This is a genomic window from Pseudomonas sp. NA-150 (assembly GCF_044336365.1).
Taxonomy (GTDB): domain Bacteria; phylum Pseudomonadota; class Gammaproteobacteria; order Pseudomonadales; family Pseudomonadaceae; genus Aquipseudomonas.
In genome coordinates, this window is sequence record NZ_CP172305.1 from 4,810,006 (window position 1) to 4,828,680 (window position 18,675).

The 18,675-nt window shown below is 60.5% G+C and carries 12 protein-coding genes; all 12 read right to left on the reverse strand.

What is annotated here, in order from left to right; genetic code table 11:
* Window positions 1-12 precede the first annotated feature (12 nt).
* Window positions 13-2,943 carry a glycosyltransferase family 2 protein gene (locus tag ACF0H7_RS22725; protein WP_397449102.1) on the reverse strand — a complete coding sequence of 977 codons (2,931 nt, stop codon included), beginning with the start codon at window positions 2,941-2,943 and terminating at the stop codon, window positions 13-15.
* Window positions 2,944-2,998: 55 nt separating this feature from the next.
* Entirely contained in the window at window positions 2,999-3,733 is a 735-nt protein-coding gene (locus ACF0H7_RS22730) for a cephalosporin hydroxylase family protein (RefSeq protein WP_397449103.1), read from the reverse strand.
* A gap of 20 nt (window positions 3,734-3,753) precedes the next feature.
* Entirely contained in the window at window positions 3,754-4,824 is a 1,071-nt protein-coding gene (locus ACF0H7_RS22735) for a class I SAM-dependent methyltransferase (RefSeq protein ID WP_397449104.1), read from the reverse strand.
* Window positions 4,814-5,689, reverse strand: a complete 876-nt coding sequence (locus ACF0H7_RS22740) for an NAD-dependent epimerase/dehydratase family protein (protein WP_397453990.1) — start codon at window positions 5,687-5,689, stop codon at window positions 4,814-4,816. Before ACF0H7_RS22740 ends, ACF0H7_RS22735 begins: the two co-directional genes overlap by 11 nt.
* Window positions 5,690-5,694: 5 nt before the next feature.
* Window positions 5,695-6,921 carry a methyltransferase domain-containing protein gene (locus ACF0H7_RS22745; RefSeq protein WP_397449105.1) on the reverse strand — a complete coding sequence of 409 codons (1,227 nt, stop codon included), beginning with the start codon at window positions 6,919-6,921 and terminating at the stop codon, window positions 5,695-5,697.
* The gene (locus ACF0H7_RS22750) at window positions 6,918-7,478 is read right to left on the reverse strand and encodes a dTDP-4-dehydrorhamnose 3,5-epimerase family protein (RefSeq protein ID WP_397449106.1); all 561 of its coding nucleotides are present in this window, start codon (window positions 7,476-7,478) and stop codon (window positions 6,918-6,920) included. The genes ACF0H7_RS22745 and ACF0H7_RS22750 overlap by 4 nt, the downstream gene beginning before the upstream one ends.
* Window positions 7,475-8,557 (reverse strand): CDP-glucose 4,6-dehydratase, encoded by a 1,083-nt coding sequence (rfbG, locus tag ACF0H7_RS22755; protein ID WP_397449107.1) that lies wholly within the window; start codon window positions 8,555-8,557, stop codon window positions 7,475-7,477. The genes ACF0H7_RS22750 and rfbG overlap by 4 nt, the downstream gene beginning before the upstream one ends.
* Window positions 8,539-9,312: a glucose-1-phosphate cytidylyltransferase gene (gene rfbF, locus ACF0H7_RS22760; RefSeq protein WP_397449108.1), complete on the reverse strand. Its 774-nt coding sequence runs from the start codon at window positions 9,310-9,312 to the stop codon at window positions 8,539-8,541. Before rfbF ends, rfbG begins: the two co-directional genes overlap by 19 nt.
* A 684-nt stretch (window positions 9,313-9,996) precedes the next feature.
* On the reverse strand, window positions 9,997-13,593 hold the full coding sequence (locus ACF0H7_RS22765; RefSeq protein WP_397449109.1) for a glycosyltransferase: 3,597 nt from the start codon (window positions 13,591-13,593) through the stop codon (window positions 9,997-9,999).
* A 117-nt stretch (window positions 13,594-13,710) separates the two neighbouring features.
* Window positions 13,711-15,291: a flagellar hook-associated protein 3 gene (locus tag ACF0H7_RS22770; RefSeq protein ID WP_397449110.1), complete on the reverse strand. Its 1,581-nt coding sequence runs from the start codon at window positions 15,289-15,291 to the stop codon at window positions 13,711-13,713.
* A 13-nt stretch (window positions 15,292-15,304) separates the two neighbouring features.
* Entirely contained in the window at window positions 15,305-17,353 is a 2,049-nt protein-coding gene (gene flgK, locus ACF0H7_RS22775) for a flagellar hook-associated protein FlgK (RefSeq protein ID WP_397449111.1), read from the reverse strand.
* A gap of 10 nt (window positions 17,354-17,363) precedes the next feature.
* Window positions 17,364-18,665 carry a flagellar assembly peptidoglycan hydrolase FlgJ gene (gene flgJ / locus ACF0H7_RS22780; RefSeq protein ID WP_397449112.1) on the reverse strand — a complete coding sequence of 434 codons (1,302 nt, stop codon included), beginning with the start codon at window positions 18,663-18,665 and terminating at the stop codon, window positions 17,364-17,366.
* Window positions 18,666-18,675 lie beyond the last annotated feature (10 nt).

Below are 18,675 nucleotides of genomic sequence, written 5' to 3' on the forward strand. Positions count from 1 at the left end.
GACCTGCGCCGGTTACGCGAGCAACTGTTCCCAGTTCACACTGGAAGGGTTGCCGAGGGTGAAACCTTTGCCGGTCAAGGCGAGGTTTTTGTTGTAGGCCAGATCGTGCTGAAACTGCCCGGCCCACTTGTCGCGAAGGGCGTCGAGTGCGGCAGGCGCTTCGGGCAAGGTCCCTGGGTGGGTCACACTCACCTGGGGTGTCCAGACCGTCAGATGACCGCCAGCGGCCACTTTCAGGCACAAGTCGACGTCGCTCCAGGCGTCGGCGAACAGACCTTCATCAAGACCGCCCACCGCGTCAAACAGCGCTTTACGCACCATCAGGCAGGCACCGGACACTGCCGAGTAGTTTTGCTCCAGGGCATGCCGATGCAGGTAGCCGCGAACGGTGCTCGCGTCACCGACGAAGGCCGAGCCAACCCCGTTGTCGAGGCCCAGCACCAGGCCGGCCTGGGTGGTCTTGCCGTCGCGGTCGACCAGTTTCGGCCCGACCACGCCAACTTCCGGACGTAGCGCCAGATTGAGCAGGGTTTCGATCCAGTTCGGGTTGACCACGTCGCTCTCGCTTGACAGCAACACCAGGTATTCGCCCTGGGCGTGCTGCGCGGCGAAGTTGTACAGCGCTGAATCACCCAGGCGCTGTTCGGCACGCACGATGCGCACACGTCCGGCTTTCTGTTCCTGATTATCGAGCCAGGCGGTGACTGCCGCCGATTGGCTTTGGTTGTCCACGACGAGTACTTCGTAGCGCTGGTAGCGGGTCCGCTGCTGGATGCTGTTCAGGCAGCGTTCCAACTGTGGCAGGTTGTCCTGACACGGGACGATAATCGACACCATCGGCCGCCCGCTGTGTCGGTAATCGACGAACCAGGTGCCGGTCGCCTGCGAGGTGACCTGCGCTTTGTAGCCACGGGCCGTCAGATGGCGCAGCAACGCCAGACGCTCATGGGGGTTGTCTTCGATCACCGGCGCCGAGCAGATCAGCAGCGGTTCATCGAGGTGCGCCAACCATGCCATGCCGCCCTGTTCGATGATGCGCAGCAGCAGGTCGAACTCCAGCGCCTTGCTGAAGTCCGCCGAGTAACCGCCAGCCTCCACCAACACGTCGCGACGCACCAGCCAATGGCGGGCCATGATGCTCGGCAGGCTTTGCAGCAGATCAAGGTTGAAGCCCGGACGGAACACATCCACCAGCGCGCCGCTTGGCTGACGCTGGATCTCGTCGGTGGCCACAGCGCGGCACTCAGGGGCCGCCAACAATTCCAGGCTGGCGCGCAGCAAACCACTGCTGGTGAACTGATCACCGGCCTCGGCCAGCAGCAACCAATTGCAGGTCGATTGACGAGCCGCCTGGTTCAGTTTGTCGATGTAGTTGCCACGGGTGACGCGGACGAAATGCAGGGTGTCGTTCGAGGTGGTGACCGTCAGCGGTTCGCCGGTGGTGAACACCACGATCTTGAACGCTTTGCTGTGTCCTTCCAGCAAGCTGTCGAGGGTGACCTGCAACTTCGCCAGGTCATCGTCCAGGTCGACGATCAGCAGGCCGAACTGCGGGCCGCCGTCGTGGGCTTGCAGGTGTGCGGCAATCTTCTCCAACTGCTCGGCATTCGGGTTGCGAGCCTCCAGCCACTTGAGCAGGCGACCGGTCTGCATGGTGTCAAAGGTCTGCTGGTTGCCCACTGGAGACACCGCGTTCAGGCGTTGCTCCCAGGCCAACAGCTTGTTGGCATCGTCTTGCTCACCGAGAATGTCCAGTTGCTGAGTCAGACGCTTGACCACACTGCGGTTAAACATATTGCAGTCGTGCGCTTGCCACAAACGGTCGAGTACCGCTTCCGCCGTGTCGTTGTTGCGCGCATGCATCAGCGCTTCCTGACGTGCCCAGATGCCCTCCAGCTCTTCGAGCTGCAGACGGCCGGCAGGCATGGCGTGCAGCATGAATTCGAACTCGGTCAATAGATCGAAAAACGCTTGGTTGTAGAACGGCATTTCCACGTATTGCTTCTTGCCGAAGCGACGATCGGTGGTCAGCGCATCCGAACTCCAGTGCGACTCGAAAATCAGTTCGGCGGTCAATGAGTTGCCGACGGACAAGCATTGGATCATGGCCGCGAAGCTTTCCAGCACGAACTGCTTGGTCTGCACCGGATCAAGGTCAGTGATGGCCGTGGGCAGCGAGGTCAGGAAGTCGGCAAAAGATTCGCGCTCGGCCACCGACTTGGTATCGGTGTGCACCAGCGACAGGTAAATCTCGGTCTTGTGTTCGGAGCCGTGGTAGTTGATCTCACGCACCACATACGGAATCGGCAGGATTCGCGCCTTGGCCCGCGCCAGCATGTAGTACGCGTGGCCGATTTCCTGCCACTGCACCAGCGTGTCTTCCGGCATCGCCGAGTGCCAGTCGCGCATCAGCGAGGTGCGATGCACCGCATAGAACGGCGGGATGTACTGCGACATGAAATCGATCACGCGATCCTGCGGACGCTCGGACGAAAAGTCTTCCATGACCTTCTTGTCGCGGCGGTAGTAGCTGACGCTGTTAGCCAGGGTCAGGTACATCAGGCAGTAGCCGTGGCACATGCCGTAGTCCGGGTTGGCTTCGAGGAACTCGACCGACTCGGTCAACGCGCCGTGGATGATGAAGTCATCGTCAGCGGCGAGCACCATGTACGGCGTGGTCACATTGTCGACGCCATACGCCAGTTTGCGCTGGATACCCCAATAGCCGAACTGCGGCAGGTGACGGTAGTCGACCGAAGCCGGCTGCCCGAGCATGCTCTGATTGACTTGAGATGAGGAGTCCAACACCAGGATCTTGCAAGGCAAGGTACTGTAGAAGCGTACCGCCCGGAGCAAAAACGCCGGTCGGTTGTGGCTGATCAAAACCACCGTCAACAGCTCGTTCAGTGGTAACGCGTGTTCAGAAACATTTTTGCCTTGCATAACCTTCCCCACAACCGGCGAATCGCCCAAGAAAACCAAACGATGGTATTGCTGCTTAACGGACCCGACGCAAGTAACCGTCCGGGGCGACTGTCACCAGCAGCTTGTTCTGCATCTGGTAATCGATTTCGAACGACGTGTTCTCTTCCAGGTAAGCCCATACCGCGGTTTTCGGGTTATCGCCCGGGCCCCATGGACGGTCCGGGAAGAACTCCGGTGGCATGTCTTCGACCACGGTGTCCATGACCACGCAATAGCTGCCGATCGACACCAACGGCCCGTACAGGCGCAGTTCTTCCAATACGTGTTCGTGGGTGTGGTTGGAGTCGAGGACCAGGATGACTTTCTTGCCTTCGGCAATCGCACGCACTTGCTCAACGATCGCCAGGTCGATGCTCGAGCCTTCGATCATGCTGATGCGCTTGCTCATCGGGTGGCTCTCGATCGCCTCGCGGTTGTGCGCGCGGATGTCGAGGTCGATGCCCAGCACTTCGCCGTGGCCTTGCAGCTCCAGCAACGAGGCGTAGTAGATGATCGAACCACCGTGGGCGATGCCGCACTCGATCACCAAGTCAGGTTTGACCTGCCAGATGATTTCCTGCATGGCCATCATGTCCTGAGGCAGCTGAATGATCGGCCGGCCCATCCAGGAGAAGTGATAGCTGTACTTGTGCTTGGCCGATTCGTTGAAAAAATCGCGGGCCAGGCCCTTGAGTTTTTCGTCCTGGCCCTGGGCACTGATTTCTTTCTCGCATTCGGCTTCGAACGCTTGAGTAATGCTGTTAGTCATCGCGTGATCTCACTGACAAGTCATTGGAACGAAGCACTGTCCACGGCGTGATAGACATAACGCCCATCGGTCATCCGCTTGATTTCTTCGAGGTAGTTCGAGTTCATCACAAACAGGTTGGCGCCCTCGGGCAATGCGTCGCGTGCCTCTTGCGGCGACGACACACGCACACCGCTGAGCGGCAGATAACGCCCCTGTTTGGCCGGGTTGATATCCACCACCTGATCGACCGCCACCCCTGCGCGTTGCAGGAACAACGAATAAATCACGCCCTTGGACGAGGCGCCCCAGATGGCGGCTCCCTGCTCGGGAGCGGATTGAATGATTTGCACCGTACGCGCCAGGCTGTGGGTGAAGTTGCCCGGCAGGTCGACGCGGACCACCGGTTCGCTGGGCGCCGTCTGCAGGCTGCCGAGGTCGGCGACGATGTACAGGTACTGACCGCCAAACAAATGTCCGGCCTCATGCACAGTGCCGAACAAGCGACGCAGGTCCTGCAGGCGGAAGTAATTGACGTGCTCATAGAACACATCGAACCAGGCGTTGTGCTCGACGATCCAGTCGAAACACGGCACCTCGATGTAGATCTGCCCGCCCTGGTTGGCCTCAGCGATTTCCGCGAGGAACGCCACCGGGTCGCCGATGTGTTCCAGCACATGGCGCAACACCACGGCATCCGCCGCCAGGCCAAGGCCACGGGTAAACGGCGCCTTGATCACTTCGTTGTTGTTGCCTTCGTAGGCCGGGTCGATACCGGTGATGGCGTAACCCAGACCGCTCAGCAGCTCAAGAAAATAGCCTTTACCGCACCCGACTTCGATCAGTTGTTGGCCTTTGAAGTGGCGTGCGATCACACCCTCGACATCATTCAGGTGTTGCTGGAACTGACCCGAGTGCGCCTGTTCATTCTGATAGTCGCTGTCGTAGCTCAGCTTGTCGGCATCGAACGCCTGATTGAAGACCAGGCCGCTGACTGCATCTTGCACCAACACCATGTCAGCGCTGGCCGACGCCTTGGCGGCGGCGCTGTCGGCGAAGGTCCGATTCTGCAACACCGGCAAATCGGCGACCCGATATAACTCATGCACCATGCTCGGTTACCTCACCTGGCTCTACGTTTAAAAGTTGTTTCAGCCGGTCAGCCACGCCCCAGAACGCCATCGGTTCGTGGGGGGAATAGCCGTAATGCCCGAGGTTCAAGGTGATCGACGCGCCACGCTCTCGCAGCCGCTGCTCGACCAGCGCCCTGACCGAAATCGGCTGGCCGCTGGCACAGTTGATCACCCCGGAAAATCCCCGGTGTTGCAGGATCTGCGCGAGGTAATCCGCCGCGACTTCGATGGCCAGATAGTCGCGCAGTTGATCCCCCGCCGACATATTGAACGAGGCGTCGCCGGCCTCGATGGCACGGTCCAGGCTGGCCAGCAAACTGTTGCGGTTTTGCCCGGCGCCATGCAGATAAAACAGCCGCGCCCATTGCAAGGTGAACGGCAGCTCTCGCTGCAAGCTTTCGAGGAACAGGCGCAAGGTATTCTTCGCCAGACCATATGGATTGCCGGGCTGCGGCGCGGTCTGTTCATCCAGCGGACCGCTTTGCAGGCCGTATTCGAAACAGGTGCCCGTGACTAAAACCTGCGGCACACCGGCCTCGACTGCGCGTTTGATAAAGGCATAGTCGGCCATCAGGTTGTGCTCGAAATGGAACAGCCCCTGATAGTTTGGCAAGCCTGGCCACGCGAGGTGGGCCAGGGCGTCGACGCCTTCGGTCAGCGCAGCAACCTCTAGCTCGGCGGCATGAATATCGGCAACGATGAACTCCACCGCGCCGAACCACGGCATGCTCTGCGCCACCTCAAGGTTGCGCGCCACCGCACGCACGCGGCAGCCACGGGCCAACAAGGCGCTGACCAGATGGCGACCGACAAAGCCGGTCGCGCCGGTGACCAGCACGTGCAAGCCCGTCACAGCAGGGTCAACTCAGGCACGGCGATCACGAATCGCCCGCCCCATTCGCGAACCTGCGCCTGTTGCTGACTCACCTCGTGCAACAGGTTCCACGGCAACACCAGCACGTAATCCGGTTGCTCTTTGGCGATACGTTCAGGCGACACCACCGGAATCCGACTGCCTGGCAAGAATTTGCCTTGCTTGTGCGGATTGGCGTCGGCGACCCACGCCAGCAAGTCAGGCTTGACCCCGGCATAGTTGAGCAAGGTATTGCCCTTGGCTGCCGCGCCGTAGCCGACCACGCGCTTGCCGTCGGCCTTGGCCTGCAACAGGAAACGCAGCAGGTCGTGCTTGATCTGCTCCGCAGCCGGGGCCAAGGTCGAGTAGTACTCGGGGGTTTGCATGCCGGCGGCCAGTTCGATGTCCAGCATGAACTGCACCGAGGCCTGACGCGCACGCCGTTCGCCATCAGCACGCTGGACGAAAACCCGCAGCGATCCGCCATGGGTCGGCAACTCACTGACGTCGAAAATTTCCAGACCGTTGCGCTTGCACAAGCTTTGTACAGCCGTCAGCGACAGGTAGGAATAATGCTCGTGGTACAGGGTGTCGAACTGCGCCCCCGCCATCAGCGCCATCAGATGTGGAAACTCGAAGGTTGCCACGCCGGCAGGCTTCAACAGCGTGGCGAAACCGCCGAGGAAATCGTTGATGTCCGGCACGTGGGCCAGCACATTGTTGGCCGCCATCAAGTCCGCCGACCAACCTTCAGCCACCAGTTGCGCCGCACTGTCGCGACCGAAAAACACCTCGCGAATCTCCAACCCTTTTTCACGCGCCGCCTGGGCCGTGCTGTGGGTCGGCTCGACACCGAGGCAGGCAATACCGCGCCTGGCCACGTATTGCAGCAGGTAGCCGTCGTTGGCGGCGATTTCCACCACGCGACTGTGTTCGTTCAGCGCGAAGCGCTCGACCATCTCGGCCACATAGCTTTCGGCGTGGGCCAGCCAGGTGCTGGAGTAGGAGCTGAAATAGGCATAGTCGGCGTCGAACAGGCTTTCGGCGCTGGTGTAGTCCTCAGTCTGGACCAGCCAGCACGCCTGGCACACCTGCACTTTCAACGGTACCCATTGCTCGGCCTTCTCCAGTTGCTCCGGGCGCAAATACGCGTTGGACGGTGGCGAGGTGCCGAGATCAATCAACGGCAAGGCCAATGGGGTGCCGCAACCTCGGCAATTCATAGACGCACTCCAGCGAATCGATGATCGAGCAAGGGATGCGAGGCGTCCCGCTCCGACAGATTTTTGACAGGCAACGGCCAGGCGATCGCCAGACGCGGGTCATGCACCGACAAACCGGCCTCATGCGCCGGGGCGTAGTCGGCGCTGTGCAGGTAGAGCAATTCGGCGTCTTCAGTCAGGGCCTGGAAACCGTGGGCGAACCCCGCCGGAATCAGCACGCTGCGACCATCGCCCTCCCGCAAATACTCGGCGTGCCAGCTCAGAAACGTTTTCGAGTCGGGGCGCAAATCCACAGCCACATCCCAGACCTGGCCGCGCAGGCAACTGATCAACTTCGCTTCGGGCGCCTGGGCGGTCTGGTAATGCAAGCCGCGCACGCTGCCACGCTCGCGCGTGCAAGAGTGGTTGATCTGGCGGATGTGAAACGGCTGCTCGAAGCCCTCCAGACTGCCTTCACAGAACAGCCGGGAAAAATGCCCGCGTGCGTCGCGATGATGTTTGTGCTGAACATTGAACAGCCCGGCCAACGGCAATGGGGTCAACAGGAAATCGCTCACTGCAAACCTCGATAACGATCCAGTTGCGCCAGCGTCACTTCACGCATGTCCGCGCCCTGCGTCCAGGCCAAGTGCCAATCCAGGGTGTGTTCGAGGCATTGCTGCAACGACCAGCGCGGCTGCCATGCCAGGCGTTGACGCGCCTGGCTGCTGTCCAGACGCAACAGGCCCGCTTCATGCAAATCGCTCTTTTCGATGCGTAAACCGGGGGCTTGCGGCCAGCGTTTGGCGAGCAGCTCAACCACCTCACCGACGCTGCACATGTCGCTGTCGCCGGGACCGAAGTTCCACGCGCCGGCAAATTCAGGGCCTTTTTCGTACAGCGCCGCCGCCAGTTGCAGGTAACCCGCCAGCGGCTCCAGCGCGTGCTGCCACGGGCGCACGGCTTGTGGATAACGCAAGGTCACCGGTTCATCGGCAGACCAGGCTTTGAGCACATCGGGAATCAAACGCTCCGGCGCGAAATCGCCGCCACCCAGGACGTTACCGGCGCGCGCCGTGGCCAGGGCCAGACCGTGTTCGTCATAGCGCTCGGCGGAGAAAAACGAGGCTGCGTAGGACTGCGCCAACAACTCACAGCAGGCCTTGCTGCTGCTGTAAGGATCATGGCCACCCAGCGCTTCGTTCTCGCGGTACGGCCACAGCCACTCTTGGTTGGCGTAGACCTTGTCAGTGGTGACCAGCACGCAGGCACGCACGCAACCGACCTGACGAATCGCTTCCAGCAGGTTGAGAGTGCCCATGACGTTGCTGGAATAGGTGCCCAGCGGATCACGATAACCTTCACGCACCAGCGGTTGCGCGGCCAAGTGCAGGACGATTTCCGGTTCGACGTCGGCCAGCACTTCCAGCAACGCGCCGAGGTCACGCAAATCACCGCGTTGATCGTTGATGCCATCGCTGACCCGGGCCAGTTCAAACAGGCTCGGCTCAGTGCCGGGGGCCAACGCGAAACCGGTAACCTCGGCGCCGAGGCTCTTGAGCCACAACGCCAGCCAGCTGCCTTTGAACCCGGTGTGGCCAGTCAGCAGGACTCGCTTGCCGCGCCAGAACCCGGGGCTCAGTCCCACTGTTTCCATGGGGCCTCCCCACTTTGCCACAGCTGTTCCAGGTAATTCTTGTCGCGCAGGGTATCCATCGGGTGCCAGAAACCATCGTGCTGGTACGCCGCCAGTTCCCCGCGCTCAGCCAGGCCATTCAACGGGTCGGATTCCCAGACAGTCTCATCATTGCTGATCAGCGACAGCACCTTGGGCGACAACACGAAGAAACCACCGTTGATCCAGCCACCATCGCCACGCGGCTTTTCAATGAAGCCACGGACCATGTTGCCTTCGCGCTCCAGCGCGCCGTAACGGCCTGGCGGCTGCACGGCCGTGACGGTGGCCAGTTTTCCATGGGTCAAATGGAAATCCACCAGCGCACTGATATTCAGGTCGGAAACGCCGTCACCATAGGTGAAACAGAAGGCTTCTTCGTTTTCCAGGTAACGGCCGGCACGACGCAAACGGCCACCGGTCATGGTTTCTTCGCCAGTGTCGATCAGGGTCACGCGCCACGGTTCGCTGTAATTCTGATGCACGTCCATGCGATTGTTGGACATGTCGAAGGTGACGTCGGAGGTGTGCAAGAAGTAGTTGGCGAAGAAATCCTTGATCGCATAGCCCTTGTAGCCAAGGCAAATCACGAAGTCATGAATCCCGTGGGCCGAGTACTGTTTCATGATGTGCCAAAGAATTGGCTTACCACCGATCTCGATCATCGGTTTAGGCTTGAGATGCGATTCCTCGCTGATTCGCGTGCCCAGACCGCCCGCCAGAATGACTGCTTTCATCGTGTCCCCTCTTGTTCTTCACAGAGCCGCGCCAAGTCGTTGTCGAACTGGGCGGGCCGCCTGGATAAATCGCTGGAAATCCGGCCCGGAACTCGGTGGACCGCGCCGCAAACGCAGGATTTATGGCGATATGAGGGGAACTTGCAGGAAGCGCGCCAGCTTGGATTTTTGCTGGGGGCTTGGGGTTTGATTACCGGATTTTGGGGACATATCCGTTTTTTGCGTTTAGCTGAAATGGCTTGAGGAACGGGGCGATAGTGGGTTTCGTCAGGTGGATCGTGAAGATCAAAAGCAAACGCTCATCTCTGTAGGAGCTGCCGAAGGCTGCGATCGACCGGGCACCGGTCGCCACGATTCAATGCCATTCGCAGCCTTCGGCAGCTCCTACAACGACCGTGTTCACAAATAATCCTGAGCGTATTGAATCCCGAGGTCGGGAGATGCCCCGTTTTCAGGAGGCTGAACGCAGGCGCTGTTCCGGGGGACGCCGGAACAGCGCCGGAGTGAAGGGACCCCGAGCCTAAGCGAGGGGCCGGATGATGGGGCAAGCGTTTTGGTTAGTTTTTGCTGGGCCGGCACACCGGCGTTTGAAAAAGTGACACGCCGTAAGGGCGGAACCGTACTAACAGTTAATCCCAAAAACGGATATGTACCTAAAAACCCCAGTAATCAGGGCCCAACGCATCAATCCGCCAACCACCCCTGCTCCCAGTAACGCAGATTATCCCCACGCAACATAAAGTCCCGGCGCACCGCCTCACGCAAGTCATCCCCCATCCGATAGCTGGCCTCAGGGTCCGCCAAATGCATGCGAATCGCCTGCAGCCACTCGTCAGTGCTGTTGGTCTTGACCCGCGTACACGGCAGGTAACCGCGATAAGCCGCCGTGTCACTGCACACCACCGGATAACCACACGCCCCGTACTCCAACAGGCGCAGGTTACTTTTGCATTCGTTGAAGATGTGGAATTCCAGCGGCGCCAGCGCAAGGTCCAGGTTCAGGCTCGCCAGCTTGGCCGGATAAACAGACAGGTCGATGACCCCAATGAACTCGTGCACGTAAGGCTTCAGCACCTCAGGACACATGCCAAAGAACACCCACTCTACTTCGTTGGCCAATTCGCGAACGACGTCAATAATGATGGCCAGATCGCCGGTATGACTGGTGCCGCCGCCCCAGCCAATCCGTGGTTTGCTCGACGTCCGGCGCTTGCTTTGCACCGACTCCCACAGGTGTGGCGCCAACATGTTCGGCACCACGCGAATGTCGTCGTGCATGCTGGACAACGCATCTGCCAGCGGCTCCGTCGAGACCACCACCCGATCACACAAACCAATGGCGCGACGAACCAGGCGCTCCATTTGAATGTTGTCAGGCATGTTACGGGCATGGGTGTTCTGGTGAGTCGGCTTGATGATGTAGTCATCGAGCTCGTAAATACGTCGGGCGTTAGAGTAGGTCTTCAGGCCGATGATTTCATTGATCGGTCCTTCACTGTACCGCCCCTGCAGGATCATGACGTCCGGCGACTGGCGCTCGATGTCGATGATGGTGGGCAAGTCATAACAGATACGGCCGACCGCCCGGCCCGCCGCTTCCAGCTCAATCAACGGCTGAGTTGCGCGGTAATGACCGACTGCCGAGGCGTTGATCGGCAGCACCAGGATGCTCGGTAGCGGGCTGCGGGAAAACGGCGTCCAGCCTGTGGATAAGCCTGGCTCCAGGCTAAAACTGGACCCCCCCAGGGTGTGCAGCGCAAGGTTCGGACTGTACGCCGGATCGCGAGCGATGACCGGCAGCCAACGCTTGTAGAAGGTTTCCTGTTCCTGATTCAGCAGCGCTAGCTGCTCTTCACCCTGAACCACCGCCGGCGCCGCTCCCAACGCCAACTGCGCATAAGGCGTCCAGACCACCAGATGACCGCTGTCACGAATACGCAGGCACAGGTCAACTTCGTTCAGCGATTGCGCCAGCCCTTGCTCGTCCAGGCCGGACACTGCGTCGAACAGTGATTTGCGTACCAGCAGGCAATCGCCGCCCACCGCACTCAGGTCGTGGGCAACTTGCAAGCGATGCATGTAGCCGGCGGCTTGCAGGCTTTCGCCCTTGAACGGCACGCCAGCCGGGCCTTGCAGACCGAGAATCAGACCGGCGTGAACCACCAGACCACTCGGGTTGAACAGTTTGGCGCCGACCACGCCGACTTCCGCACGCTGCCCGTGGTTGAGTAACTCTTCAAGCCAGTCAGCTTGGGTGACCACCGCACAGGGGTTGAGCAGCAGCAGGTATTCACCCCGCGCCTGGGCCGCGGCAAAGTTGCGAGTCGCCGCCAGGTTGCCCTGAGCCGGGTAACTCAAGACTCTCAATTTGTCGGCACCCAGCTGAGCCATCGCAGCCAGCCACGCGAGGGTGTCGGGTTGCTCGCTGCCATTGTCGACCAGCAGCAGCTCGTAATCGGTGTAGGTGGTTTTCTCCAGCAGGCTCTCGACGCAACGCTGCAACAGCGCGACGTGGTCCTTGCTGATGATAATGATCGAGACCAACGGGCGATGGCCATGCTGGTAGTCGACCCGATTGAGCAACGGCATGCTGCCGGGGCGAATTTCATGGGCCACGCCCAGCCGCTGCAGATGCGCCTCCACTACCAGAGGATTAAGCTCGATGACCTCGGGCAGCGACAGCCACTTGGACAGGGCGAACGATGATTCCAGCAAAATCTCGGCGGCGTGCCCGACGACCTCAACGCCCTGCTCTTCCACCAGGCGCCAGAGTGCATCGTGGGGAGCCAGTTCGCCGTGGCGCGAGTCAAACGCGCCCACGTCGAGAAATGCCTGGCGCTCGAACGCCAACGCACGCCCGACGTAGGGATAGCTGCGCATCAAGTCCAGGTTGAAGTCCGGCTTGAACGCGGGCTCGGCGGATTCACCGTCGCGCAAACCACCTTCATCGCTGTAGAAACACAAGGCTTGCGGCGCGTTGACGATCCGATCAGCCAACACCAGCAGCGCCGACGCCACCAGCCGATCGCCCGCTTGCAGCAGATAGAACCAGTCACTGCCGTCGAGTTGCGGCAACACCTGGTTCAGTTGTTGCTGCCAATCGTCCTGCATCGGCAGGGTAAACACCTGGTCTTCCAGGCGCGCCTCAGTACAAGCGCTGGACAATACCAGCACCAGTTCCGGCGGATACAGTTGAGCTTCCAGGCTTTGCAAAGTGACCTGCAGGCTGGCGTTGCCGCCCTGCGCATCAATGATCACCGGCACAATCTTCGGTTTGCGCGGCCAGGCGGCCAGGGTGTCCGGCAGCAATTTACGCAGCGGCTCCGAGAGAACGCGGCAACCTAGCCAGTGGTTATACAGTTCAGAGAAGCTTTCACTCTCAATCCCGACCCGCCAGACCTGCGTGCTCTGCTTGGTACCCAGCGTGCGGCTCAGCGGCAATTCACTCCAGACGCGCGGGGCCACGCTCGCCTGCGCCATCGGTACATAACGAACCCAGCCGCGGGCCGGCGCAGCTTCACCGTTGCGCGCCTGGAGCATCTGCACCACCCAGCCACGCTCGGCCAACGCGGTCTCGCGCATGAACTGCTGACGGCTATAACGCCCAGGATACAGACGCTCGACACTCGTAACATTGTCCAGCACCGCCATGTTGCCACGCCGCAAAAGGCAGACATACAAGGCAAAGTCCAGCGTCGCCAGGAAGCAATGGTCCGGTTGGGTCAGTGCGGGCAACAGCTCGAGCATATCACTGCGGCGAAACAGCGCATTGGTGAAGCCGCCGAGGAAATTGACCGGGTAATTCTCGAGAAACGACAGCAGGTCATCGCCTTTGTAAATCGCGCTGACGTGGGCCAGCGGGCTGTTCTCCAGGCGTGGCGGCAACTGGTAATCGTCGGCGTCCCAGAACATCCGTTGCGCCAGCACCAGGTTGATGTCCGGGTGATCGATCAGCGGTTGCGCCTGTTTCTCGATGCACACCGGGAACAACTGGTCGTCATCACAGAGAAACTTGATGTACTCACCCGACGCCTCGGCCAGGCACGCCAGCAGGTTGCCGACCATGCCCAGTCGCTGCGGATTGCGCACATAGCGCAGCGACACCGACGTATCTTCCTGCCAGGACTCGACGATATCCCTGATCTCATTGTCGCGACTGTCGTCGCACACAATGACTTCCAGATGGCTGTAACTCTGGCTCAGCGCCCCGGCCAACGCTCGGTTGAAAAAGCGCGGATTGAAGGCGGGGATGACGATACTGACAAGAGGGAGTGGATTCACGGCGGGTAACTCACGAGCGGCGAACGCACACCCGGACGAGTGAGCGTTCTGACCGCTGAAAAAGACGGCTTGGACTCGACAATGAGGACGGTCGGTCAACCGCCCTCACCGAACGGCTTAGAGCTTGTTGAACAGGCCCAACTGCGAGATTTTGCTGAACGCCAGTTGCGCGGCTTGCAACATGGTCTGTTGCAAAGTCAGGCGAGTAATCGCATCCACCGGGTCCGAGTTGAGGATCGTTCCCTGATCCTTGGTGTTGTTCAACCCCAGACTGGTGTTGGTCGCTACCTGGTTCTGCAACACCGAGCCGCGCGCACCGATGCTGCTGATGGCGCTGCTGACCTGAGTGGCGGCGCTGGCGATGTTGCCCAGACCCGAATCCATCGAGGCGCGCAGCTGCTGCAAGGCAACCGGGTTACCGTCCGCCGGTGCGTCCAGCGCCTTGGTGATCGCCGACAAGGTATTGAGCACGTTCTGCGTCTGGTGGGTGTTGGCCTGAATCGAGAACGTATCGCCGTTAGCCGGTGCGCCGCTGAGGGTGAAATCTACACCGGCCGCCGTTGCCGTGGTGCCGCTGACGGTACCGCTGGACACTGGCTTGCTGTTGCCGGTGACCGGCGACGCGTACAAATCGAAGGTCGTGGCGCTGGTGAATTTAAGCACCGCGCCGCTCGCCGGGAAGACGTTGTTGTAGGCGGTCGGGTTACTGACGTTGGTGCCAGTGATCACCGACGTCGAGGTGTTGCCCGGGCTGCGCGAGGCAACGATCGAATCCGGCGTGCTGCCGAGTGTGAAGGTGTGGCCGGCCATGGCTGCGTCCGCACTGGCAGTCGAGGCCTTGTCGGTCGCGCTCAGGTTGACGTTCAGACCCAAGGTTACACCGCGCAGGGTGATGCTCTGCGACGACGCGTCAGCCGAACTGAAGGTGCCGTTGGAGGCAGTCTCGGAGGTAATGTCGGTGCCGCCGGAATCGGTGATTTTGTAGGTGGTGCTGCTCAGGAAGCTCACCTTGTAAGGCTGACCACTGTTGAAACTGCTGTTGAAGGTGGTGCTGTTTGTCACCTGGCCACCGGACAGCGTAACCCGGCCATCGTCTACTGCGGGCGAGGTCATGGTGCTGCTGGTGCGGGTGGTGTTGATCGCCTGTTCAAAGGCATCAAAGCCGGTGGTGTTGCTCGCCATCGACAGGTTGGCGCCGACCGGCAGGTTGATCGAGCTCTGGTCGCCGTTGTAACTGTAGGTGCCGTCCGGGTTCTGCTGGTACGGCGGCGTCGAGGATTTTGAGCCAGAGAAAATGTACTGGCCGTTGGAATCCTGAGTGTTCATGAACGACAGCACTTGGGCCTGAATTTGCTTCAGTTCGGAGGAACTGGCCTCGCGATCTTTATCGCTCTGAGTGCCGTTAGCTGCGGTCAGGATCAGCTCCTGGGCACGCTGCAATGCCGTGGTAATACCGTTCAACGCCGCTTCCGACTGAGCCATGGTCGACTGCGCCGCCGTGGTGTTGGCGTTGTACTGATCGAGCATAGAGCTCTGCTGGCCGAGCTGCACCAAACGCGCGGCACCCACCGGGTCATCACCTGCGGTATTGACCCGCACCTGACTGCTGACTTCCTGGCTTGTGGCAACCACGTTGCTGTAGATGCGCTGATAGTTCGACGTACTGGCATCGTAAAATTGGGAAGTGGAAATTCGCATGGTTTACGACCCCTTACAGAGCGTTGATCAAAGTGGTGAAGGTGTCCTGCGCGGTCTTGATGATCTGCGACGACGCGGTGTAGTACTGCTGGTACTTGACCAGGTTGGCGGTTTCTTCATCGAGGTTGACCCCGGACACCGAATCACGGGCGCTTTTCGCCTGGGTAACGATGGCCGTGGTGGCGGCGCTGTCGTTCTTGGCCTGGCTCGCCTGGGCACCGACGGTTTCCACCAGCTTGCCGTAGGCATCGGACAGGCTCATGCCGGTCCCGCTGCCGTTCACGCCAACAGTCTGCGCGGTCTGCAAGCCAACGGCTGCCGAGGCGTTGCGGTTGTCGGAAGAACCCGGCGGGGTCAGGGCAACGTTGTAGGCATCACCTGCTGTCGGCGAGCCGGACAGGGTCATCTGGAAGGTGAAGGACTCCTGCACGCCCCCGCTAGTGATCGGAGCGCCTGCGGCGTCGACCATCGGCACGGTCAGCTTCAGAGTGTTGGCCTGGCCTGGAACGATGCTGCCGGTACTAATGGTGTTGCCCTTGGCATCCAGCAAGGTGTAAGTCTGCGAGCCACCCGAAGCGGCACCGAACGTCAGTTTGAGCGGCGTCGAATTGGTAATGCCGTTGCGCAGGTCCGCACTGGTGGTCGGGTTGTAGATGTCCAGTTTGCTGGTCAACGAAGGCTGTGCAGAGATCGTGCTGGAGCCCTTGTTGCTGGCACCCGCCGTGGCAGTCAACGGTGCCGCTGCTGCCAGGGTGCTCGGGTCGGTCATGATCGTACTGATGCCACTCGACGCGTTACGGGTCGGGGTGACTTTGAAGCTGTCGCCGGCCGCGAGCCCGCCGCCGTTCAATTTCAGGGTAAAGCCGTCGATCACCGGAGGCGGCGTGGTGCTCAGGTCGAACGAGCCCATGTTGGTGCCGTCAGAGCGCGTCACGCTGTAGGCCGTGGCGCTGGTGAAGGTGACCTTGTAATCGTTGGTGGTCAGCTTGCTGGTGTCTGAGATGGTGACGTCCAGGTTGCCCGAACCGGCACTGTTACCGGTCTGGGCAATGCTGCGCTGGCTGACTGCCGAAATGGAGTTGATGCTGCTGAACAAGCTGCTGCCGAAGTTACCGTTGAGGTCGATACCCTGGTTCAGCTGGCTGTTGACCTGGTCGGACACCGTCAGTGCCACACGCCCCAGTTCGTTGACCGCCGGGTTCAGCACATCGTTGCGATAACGGATCAGGCCGCCGATGCTGCCGCCAGTGACCACCGAGGTCACGTCCGAGCTGCTCGAGCCGTAGTTGACCGACAGGTTGTACTGCGACGGGTCGCTGGCACTCGGTCCAGCCGTCAGGGTGTTCGAGGTATTGCCGGTCACCAGTGCCTGTCCGGTGCCGATGTACACGTCGTAACTGCCATCGGCACCGGTGGTCACTTTGGCGCCGACCAGGGTGTTGAGCTGACGCACCGCTTCGTTACGCGAATCGAGCAAGGTATTGGGCGTCGAGCCTCCCGCAGAGGCCACCTTGATTTGTTGGTTCAACTGGGCGATCGACGACGACAGCTGGTTGACCTGCCCGGCCAGGCTGGTCAATTGAGAGTTGATGTTGGTGTTTTGGCTGGTCAGCTGCGACGACATCGAGTTGAAGCGGCTGGCCAGCGCGCCCGCAGTGGTCAGGAATTGCGAACGGGCACCGGCGTCGGTGGCTGTGGTCGAAATCGCCTGCAATTGGGTGAAGAAGGTCTTCAAGGTGCTGGAGATGCCACTGCTGCTGTCGGACAACAGGGTGTCCGTCGAACCCACCTGGCCGAGAAACGCCGAGGTATCGCCATCGAGCGCGGTGGTGGTTTGCAATTGGGTATCGAGGTACGAGTTGTAGATCCGGCGCACGTCGGAGATGGTCGTCCCCGTGCCGATATAACCCGCGCCACCAATGGCGGTCTGCCCCGATGCGGTGGTCATGACCTGCTGGCGCGAATACCCGGCGGTATCCACGTTGGCCATGTTGTTACCGATGGTGTTCAGCGCAGCCGAACTGGAGGTCAGCCCCGAAAGCCCAATTGAAATCAGTGACATGATTCAAGCCTTATAAAGTCGTGGAAGAGCCCGAGTTGGCGTAGTTCTGGTAACTCTTCATCTGCTTGGCGATTTGCGAAATCTTGTTGGCGTAATCCGGGTCTGTAGCGTATCCGGCCTTCTGCAGCTCTTTCACAAACTGTTCTGGGTTATCGGCAGACTTCAGAACACCTTGATAGCGATTATTGTTTTGCAACACAGTCACCAGGTCGTGGAAGCTGTCGGCGTACGAACCGTAGGAACGGAAGTCTGCCGTTTCCTTGACCATCTTGCCGTCACGGAACTCACTGGTGATCGCACGCGCTTCAGGCCCCTGCCAACCGCCCTGGGCCTTGATGCCGAACAGGTTGTGGCTGTTGCTGCCATCCTGGGTGCGCATGATCGATTTACCCCAACCGGTTTCCAGCGCCGCCTGGGCTACCAGTACCGTCGGGTCGACGCCGATGCGTGCCGCCGCGTCCTTGGCCAATGGCAACATGGTCGCGACAAAGTCATCCTGGTTACTGAAGGTTCTTCTGCCCGGCGCCAGCGGCGGCTGAGCGATGGTCCGCCCGGCGATCCCGGTGGAGCCATTGGAAAGATTCGGGTCCTGGGTCCAGTCGCCGTTGCCGGCATAGGAGCCGACCGGGTGCGCGGTTTGCGGCGCAGTGGTCGAAGTCGCCGGCACGATACCGGCCAGCAGCCGGTCCGCGAGGTGGCTGGGCAGTGACAGGCGACGCTGATTGAGCTTGGCCACGTCATCGCTGTGTACGTTATTGCCGGCGTTGGCGATGGCCAGCCGGTGATCGCTCGCGACCGAACGGGTGGCCCACAACGGACGCTGGGCGATCTGGGTCGCGAGACCGGTAGCCTTGACGTCGGTGCTGGCCGCAGCAGTTGCAGGCTGCGTCGGCGCACCTTGCCCCGGTCGTTTCAAATCGGTGTTTTTGGCAGTCAACGAGGTATTCAGTTGAGTGCCCAAACCCGATGACGGGTGCACACCCTTGTCTTTCGATAACTGGCGCATCAGCACGTCTTGCAGACCGATACCGCCGCCCTGTCGGGACATGATCACCGCCAGTTGCTGGTCATACATTTCCTGATACTGCTTGGTCTCAGGCGTATTCATCGGGTTGTCTTTGGCCAGCACATCACTGGCCGAACGCATCGACTTAAGCATCTGGCTGACGAACAGCGATTCGAATTCCTGCGCCACTTTTTTCAGGTTGGCAGTACTGTCGCGGTCGCCATTCTTCAGAGCGCTCAGGCGTGTCAGGTCGGTATACGCCCCCGAATCACTGGCCGTGGGCACCGCGCTTTTGGGCATGTCCATGCGCGGGTCC

Excerpts from the sequence above, each read along its gene's own strand:
- ACF0H7_RS22725 (WP_397449102.1), bottom strand. The coding sequence starts at position 2,943 with ATGCAAGGCAAAAATGTTTCTGAACACGCGTTACCACTGAACGAGCTG.
- ACF0H7_RS22730 (WP_397449103.1), bottom strand. The coding sequence starts at position 3,733 with ATGACTAACAGCATTACTCAAGCGTTCGAAGCCGAATGCGAGAAAGAA.
- ACF0H7_RS22735 (WP_397449104.1), bottom strand. The coding sequence starts at position 4,824 with ATGGTGCATGAGTTATATCGGGTCGCCGATTTGCCGGTGTTGCAGAAT.
- ACF0H7_RS22745 (WP_397449105.1), bottom strand. The coding sequence starts at position 6,921 with ATGAATTGCCGAGGTTGCGGCACCCCATTGGCCTTGCCGTTGATTGAT.
- rfbG (WP_397449107.1), bottom strand. The coding sequence starts at position 8,557 with ATGGAAACAGTGGGACTGAGCCCCGGGTTCTGGCGCGGCAAGCGAGTC.
- rfbF (WP_397449108.1), bottom strand. The coding sequence starts at position 9,312 with ATGAAAGCAGTCATTCTGGCGGGCGGTCTGGGCACGCGAATCAGCGAG.
- ACF0H7_RS22770 (WP_397449110.1), bottom strand. The coding sequence starts at position 15,291 with ATGCGAATTTCCACTTCCCAATTTTACGATGCCAGTACGTCGAACTAT.
- flgK (WP_397449111.1), bottom strand. The coding sequence starts at position 17,353 with ATGTCACTGATTTCAATTGGGCTTTCGGGGCTGACCTCCAGTTCGGCT.
- flgJ (WP_397449112.1), bottom strand. The coding sequence starts at position 18,665 with ATGGACATGCCCAAAAGCGCGGTGCCCACGGCCAGTGATTCGGGGGCG.